This is a genomic window from Candidatus Zixiibacteriota bacterium, from assembly GCA_022865345.1.
GTDB lineage: Bacteria > Zixibacteria > MSB-5A5 > MSB-5A5 > RBG-16-43-9 > RBG-16-43-9.
Window position 1 is genome coordinate 1 of the sequence record JALHSU010000216.1, and the last position, 6,945, is coordinate 6,945.

Below are 6,945 nucleotides of genomic sequence, written 5' to 3' on the forward strand. Positions count from 1 at the left end.
CTTATCTCCTCTTGACTCATCCTGATCATGTCCTTTCCTGCCATAATATCCTCCTTTAAAGTAAGATATTGTGGCAATCTCAAAATAGGACATTTCTACTTTGCTAAAACAGGACATTATTATATTGCGATTACAGCAAAAGGTGTAGGGGTTCAAAATTTTGAACTCCTACAGTTTTGTAGGAGGGTGCGATTCCCGGTAGGTCAGACATTCTTGTCTGACATATTTAGGGTGGCATCCCGGAACTTGTCTGGGAATAGAAAACGTAGCGTCTGGCTTTACCCTCGACGAGGGCATTTACCCTCTCCTGGCAGGAGAGGGTCAGGGTGAGGTTGCAGGTAGGTCAGACATTCTTGTCTGACTCTCAAACACGGTTCGAAACTCAGCAGACCCAATTTGCTACAGACATGGGCCTGTAGACCCACCTTGTGGGCAAGGTGGGTCTACAACTACCAAAAATGTAGCGTCGGGCTTTACGCCCGACGAGGGAATTTTCCTCTCCTTTTTAAGGAGAGGGCAAGGGTGAGGTTTAAAACTCCATAACGCCACTGAAGTGGCTATGAACTGATGTTGCTGCACCCAAACTCAGGTGCTCGTCGGGTCCCCTGACCCGACGATGTGAAACTTACACTGTAAATAAAGATTTAAATGTAGCGGAGGTCTTCAGACCTCCAAAGAAATGGAAGGCTGAAGCCTTCCGCTACAAAATTAGAACCTATGCCCAAACCCCAGGAATCTTCTCCCCGCAGAATTTGCAATTCCCCTTTTGCAGATTCATCTGGGTAATGATATACCCATATCTGCCGATAAGAATTTTCCTGCATTTTGGACAGTAGGTATTTTCTCCCTCATGTCCTCCGACATTTCCGATATAGACGAATTTCAGCCCGCTTTCCTGAGCTATTCTCTTTGCCTGTTCTAAGGAGGAGACCGGAGTCGGCGGTAAATTCTTCAGTAAATACAATGGCGTGAAGCGGGTAAAATGAACTGGCACGTCCGGACCCAAATCTTTTAGCATCCAGTCGCACATTTTCCTGATGTCATCCATATTATCATTCAAAGTGGGAACCATCAGGTACACTATCTCATACCAGATGCCAATCCTTTTTAATTCTTTAAGAGTATCCAGAACCGGCTGCAGTTTCCCTCTGCAAATCTCCTGATAATATTTCTCATTAAAGGCTTTAAGGTCTATCTTGACCGCATCTAACTCTTTACATAGCTCAATTAACGGGTCTGGCTGGATAAATCCTGCTGAGACCATCACGCTCTTTACCCCTTTTTTTCTCCCTGCTTTTGCGCAGTCCAGCATATATTCGTAAAAAATTGTCGGCTCAGAATAAGTGTAAGCGATTGAAGAACAGTTCCCGCTTAAAGCAGATTCTACCACAGTCTGAGGAGACAACTCTATGTTATCAGTCTGCTCTGGTCGTGCCTGAGAGATCTCCCAGTTCTGGCAGAATTTGCAGTTCAAATTACAACCGGCAGTGGCTATGGAAAAGGCATCAGTTCCGGGAAGGAAATGAAAGAAAGGTTTCTTCTCAATCGGATCCTGATGAAAAGAACAGGCTAAGCCATAGACCAGAGTATAATAAATCCCTTTCTGGTTTTCCCTGACCCCGCAGTAACCCCGCTCCCTGTCACCTACTTTGCATTTTCTGGGACAGAGCTGACACTCGACTTCTTTATGATCAAGTTTCTTGTAATACTTTGCCTCGACGTGAGAGAGCTTCCCAGTTGAACTCAGAGCATAAGCTGTATCTGGAATAGATATAAAAGGTATCTTCGTAATCAGATTTGAGCAGAGTGCACCACCGGCACCTGCTAGGGAATATTTGAAAAACTCTCTTCGTTTAAGCCTTTTCATTCTTTTTTTAATTAGACATTAATCTCTATCTTATCAATTTCTTCCAAAGAAGCTTTTCCTAAGTTATGATTTTTATCCGCCGCTGTAAAGACATACTTGGGACTCAAGCCTGACTTCTCAAGAGTCGGTAGATTTTTCTTCTGTCTTAACTGGTCTATTATCTGAGAGCCGACAAAATCTAAAGCCACAGGATCAGAGCTTATGAGTACTCCACCATAGACTTCATTCCAGGAAGGATGATATGATGGACCTCCTTTATACTGAACAGTCAAAGCATCACAGATGATCAACCTGCTCTGATTTTTAATTTCCGGGAGAGCATTCAAATCCGCGATAAAAGGGTCACCACCATCCTCGTGATATTTATTGGGATTGTTGATCGCACCATAATAGTTCTTTAAGGCACAGCTTATTCCAGCCAGACTATGGTCTTTTAAAGCAGGCAGATCGACCTGAACGTTGGTGTAATTTAATAAAATATTGCTCACCAGGCTTCCGATGTTCAGATGCTCATATAAATTATTTGAGTATCCGACTCCATCCGTGTCAGTCCCGAAACAGCGCAAACCATCGCCTTTGCAATTCAGCGGAAAACCGACTTCCTCCAGCTCATCATTCGACCTGTCCCAGATGATGATATTCTTTTCTTTAGTTCCGCTTTGTTTGAGCAAATTGGCAAAGGCTACGGCAAATTCAGGATGAGTCGAAGCCCCTTTCCCTGCCAGACAATTTACTTTCAAACCCAATACATCCTGGGGAGAATAATGTCTCCTGATACTATCCCTGAAATCAAGGTCTCCACTGAGCGTTTGAAGACCTTTTTTGAGCATCTCAGACAAAACAAAAGAATCGATCTGTTTAGATTTACTTAAGACTTTTTCAGAACGAACGATTACAACCCTGGATTTGCTCATAGCTACCTTTGGCGCAACAACCTGCTATGTAAAATACGACTTATAGGCAAAACTTGGTAGCGATAATTACGAGATTGCTCTTTCCCTCTCCTCTTAAGGAGAAGGACCAAGGGAGAGGTTCCCGGTAGGTCAGGCATTCCTGCCTGACCAAAGAAAGGTAGATGTAGGGACAGCCCTTGTGGCTGTCCTCATTCGGAACAGGGAAGAAACAAGCTGGTAGCCGCAGACTTTAGTCTGCGTTAGATTCCTCGACCCTCTGATACGCAAGCAAAAGACATCGTAGACCCATGTTGCCCTCAACATGGGTCCTTACTCCCACCTTGAGGGCAAGGTGGGTCTGCTAATTAGCTACGTCTGGCGTAGCCACCGCAGGACTTACGACTACTTCCTTTGGTAAGAGTCTCTTCCTGCCTGACTTTAAATCACAGACAAGAATGTCTGCGCTACCATTTATTTGACCGGATACCAGCCTGGGTGGCATCCCCAAACTTGTTTGGGGATGCTGAACAATGTACACTCAGCGACCCTAAAAGGGTCGCACTACGAAATCTCTTCTTTTTTCTATCTTTCACACCCTATCGATTTTTGTTGACAGGTAGAAATTGGCTTTTATATTCTTATTAATCTAAAAGGAGGCGAAATGCCGGTCAGAGCTTATATTTTAATCGAGATGGAGCCGAAAAGCATCAACGGTGCTATTCAGGCTTTAAAATCAATCCCTCAGGTGAAATCTGCAACCCCGGTTGCAGGACCTTATGACATCGTAGCAGTCATTGAATCCAAGACTTATGAGGATATCCCTCGGATTATCACCAAGGAGATACAGGCAGTTGAGGGGGTATTAAAAACTACCTCCCTTTTGGCTTTTGAATAAAAAACCCCGCATTTTACTGCGGGGTTTTATCTCGCATCTGGACTGATCTATCTCCCTCGCCGCTCTTTTTTCTCAGGCGGAGCTTTCCTTTCCTCAGGTTTTTTCTCGGTTTTACCCTGCTGCTCTAAGCGGTCATCTATCCCGTTCCCGTTTTTATCTATGAAATAATCGTACTTGTCCTTTCCCTCTTCCTTCAAACCCTTCCTCAACCCCTTTAATATTCTGGACAATCCTTCCTCTCGTTCCTTTTGCGGTTTCTTGACTTCGCCTTCCCTGGGCTGTCCCGGTTCAGGTTTTATTACCTGCTTTTCAGGCGGAATTGACTCCTTTTTTTCGGGAGCAGGTGCTGGTGTTGGTGTTGCCTCTTCCTTTTGCTCCTTGCTGGCTGCAGTATCCTTCTTGGAAACCCTTTCTATAGCCAGAGCATTTGAAAGAAGAAAGGCAAGGAACACACACAAGGTCAGGATTATAAAAGCTTTTTTCATCTCAGCTCACCTCACCTTTTCCTTCCGCCTCTGTTTATCTTGACCTCAGCCCTTCCCTCTCCTGACCTGTTACTCTTCTCTATCCGCATTTCCTGTTTTCTCGGTTCAGGTCGTGAAGATCCAGGATCACTCGGTGTGAAAGAAGGCCTATCCTGAGACTGGGGTTCAGTCCTGATTTCCCTATGCTTGGTTGTGTTCTTCTCTGGTGCTGGCTCTCTGAGCTCCTTTTCTTTCACCTGTCCTCTTTCAGGCAGAAAACCTGTCTGTCTGGATGATCTTTCATCTTGTTTCTGTTTCTCCGGTACAAAATCCCTTCCCTGGTTTTTTACCTCATTTCTGTTCTGATAGTCAGTCCGATAACCTTCTTTGTTCTGCTCTGCCGGTCCACCCTTTCTGGTCGACTTTTCCTCTCTCCGCGTTATGTTATTTTTATCAGGAACAAAATCAGACCGGTTGCGAATCTTCTGCTCAAGTGGCTGTGACCTTCGCTCCTGGACCAGCCGGTATTCCTTTTCCTTCCAGGTACGGTATTCTTTTTTAACCGGGTCTTCAGATACGTATCTTACCCTCTGGTCTATCTTGGTCTGCACTCTGACTGTTTTTCTGGATTCGACAAAAACATAATCATCCCACAGCCTGCAGCCATTGTAGTAAACCGTTACAAAGTGCCTGCCGCACACGATTGACGGTATGGTTAGCGGAGCTATTCCAAAGAAGATGCCATCGATGTAAACATCCACTGCAAAGGGTGCCCAGATATAGACGCTTCCTAAATCATAAGGGAAAGAATAGGGATAATACTGATAAAGGTTTGGATGATAATACCACCTGGGATGAGGATATCTCACGTAGAGATTTGTCACATCCGTGTAATAATCCGGAAACGGGCTGATTTGGTGATTTACCCATTCCATAAAAACGTAGGGGTCTTCGTCCTCATCCATCCTCAAAGTGCGGATATCTGCTGGCTCTGTTCCTTCTCTATAATAATCCGACCAGTGCGGAAGGGAAAGAGGCTCATAAGAAGCCACTGCCTGGATATATTCGACGCCTGAAGGACCATCCACTGTCAGAGAATAATCATCATATCTGCCCGGAATCCTGTAAACTCTCCCGCCTTCGACGTAACGATCATCCTCTGAGCTATAAGGATAAAGAACGTTTATATATCCGCGGGTATCAAGGTTGTAAACTACGACGTAACAATCCCTGGAGGCCCTGAAATAAACCCTTATATCCTCACCCGGATAATAGGTAGAACCCTCCGCTTTATTGATCCAGACCTCGATATCCAGTCCGGGATTAGGGGTATGAATGATCCTGTGCCCGACTTCCCCGCTAAAATCATCTGGCAACTGGATACTCTTCTGTTCGACCTCCCCTTTAAAGTCTTCCGGCAACTGCGCTAATGCTGGTTTTAAACTTAAACCTAATATCAGGATCACCAGCATCGGTTTCAAAATCTTCAACATATTGATCACTCCTTTCACGTCGCCTTTTGGACCATCATCCATTTAAGGCAGGACGTAAAGAACTTCACCTTCTTCCCTTCTCCTCACGCTCCTTTTTGCCCTCGACTTTCTTATCATACTCTCTATATTCTTTCTCGATTCTCCTTCTCTCCCCTTCCCCTACCCCGCGATATTCTTTCTCAATTCTAACTCTTTCCTTATCATCCAGCCTGTGTCTTTCATAATACTTTACAAACTCCTTATCTCTTCCGTAATTGTATTTCCTGTAGACATAAACCCTGTGTTCTTCGTGCCTGGGACGGTAGTAATACCCATTACCCGCGAAATAGAAATCGTAGAACCCGCAGTCATCGTATGCTCTGGTCCAGCCGGGATTACGATGGCAGTCATAGCAGTAGCGCGGATGGTGATAATTACCATACCTGGGTCCGCCGAATACGCCGCCCACATACATACCGCACCCGGTTATCACCAGCCCCAAAATCCCCAGGAGAATCCCTAAGACCAACTTTCTGTTTGGCATCTTTTCCTCCTTTTTTGTTTATTAAGTGTTCTCTGCCACTTTAGTGGCGTTCGGACTTAATCTAACAAACCCAGTTTGAGAAATCAAGATTTTCATCTAATCTTCTCCACTTTTTTTCATTACCGAGGTTTTTTCGGAACCGGTTTGAGTTCAGGATTATCCGGCGCAGTCTGATAAGCCCACTCAAATGTGATATAATCAGCATATTTATTGGTTACTCTTAGCTTGGCATAGTGATAATCCCAGGTCCATATAACATACGTGTGACCGATTATAACTTCGACATATCCTAAATCAGACCAGCCAGTGCTCGGAGCCACATTTATCTCATCCAGATCATTGGTATATCCCATATCCTGAATATCATTCCACACACTGTTCTTGTTAGTTGTATTTAGATAAAAGATCCCAGACACCTTATCTAAGTAAATATCACAAGCTGAGCTATCCCAGGGAACAATCAGGAGACCCTGCGGAACTTTGAAGTATATTCCGGCAACTCTAGGATAGACTGCTTTGTCAAACAAGCCATAACTGAAACCTTCGGGTCTGGGAGTGTCATAGATAAGTGCAGAGTTCCCGCTTTCATTACCTGAGAAATCGACTGCGGTTATAATATAATAATAGGTTTTTCCGTTGGTCACATCCGTGTCAGTATACTCTGGGTTGGAGACTGAAGTTATCAATTGAAAATCTCCGTCTGGTTCAGGAATAATGCCATCAGTCTCAGGAGCCCAGTAAATCTTATACCTGTAAAAATCACGCTCATCATTTTCCTCCCAATAAATCTTAACCGCTTGATCTCCTGTC

At 44.5% G+C, this 6,945-nt stretch carries 7 protein-coding genes; 1 reads left to right on the top strand and 6 read right to left on the bottom strand.

The window, feature by feature from the left end; translation table 11 throughout:
* Positions 1-715: 715 nt before the first annotated feature.
* Together amrS and MUP17_10600 are read right to left on the bottom strand one after the other, a co-directional pair.
* Positions 716-1,867 (bottom strand): AmmeMemoRadiSam system radical SAM enzyme, encoded by a 1,152-nt coding sequence (amrS, locus tag MUP17_10595; GenBank protein MCJ7459427.1) that lies wholly within the window; start codon positions 1,865-1,867, stop codon positions 716-718.
* A gap of 11 nt (positions 1,868-1,878) precedes the next feature.
* Entirely contained in the window at positions 1,879-2,781 is a 903-nt protein-coding gene (locus tag MUP17_10600) for a DUF362 domain-containing protein (GenBank protein MCJ7459428.1), read from the bottom strand.
* Between the two features lie 640 nt (positions 2,782-3,421).
* Here MUP17_10600 and MUP17_10605 point away from each other — a divergent pair.
* On the top strand, positions 3,422-3,655 hold the full coding sequence (locus MUP17_10605) for an Lrp/AsnC family transcriptional regulator (protein ID MCJ7459429.1): 234 nt from the start codon (positions 3,422-3,424) through the stop codon (positions 3,653-3,655).
* Positions 3,656-3,702: 47 nt separating this feature from the next.
* On the opposite strand, the gene MUP17_10610 is transcribed toward MUP17_10605, so the two are convergent.
* From MUP17_10610 to MUP17_10625, 4 genes are all read right to left on the bottom strand, one after another.
* A complete protein-coding gene (locus MUP17_10610; GenBank protein MCJ7459430.1) occupies positions 3,703-4,140 on the bottom strand; it encodes a hypothetical protein in 438 nt (145 codons plus the stop codon).
* Positions 4,141-4,151: 11 nt separating this feature from the next.
* Positions 4,152-5,612 carry a DUF4384 domain-containing protein gene (locus MUP17_10615; protein ID MCJ7459431.1) on the bottom strand — a complete coding sequence of 487 codons (1,461 nt, stop codon included), beginning with the start codon at positions 5,610-5,612 and terminating at the stop codon, positions 4,152-4,154.
* Between the two features lie 64 nt (positions 5,613-5,676).
* Positions 5,677-6,135: a hypothetical protein gene (locus tag MUP17_10620; protein MCJ7459432.1), complete on the bottom strand. Its 459-nt coding sequence runs from the start codon at positions 6,133-6,135 to the stop codon at positions 5,677-5,679.
* Between the two features lie 119 nt (positions 6,136-6,254).
* On the bottom strand, positions 6,255-6,945 hold a 691-nt coding region (locus tag MUP17_10625; protein ID MCJ7459433.1), incomplete at its 5' end, for a hypothetical protein.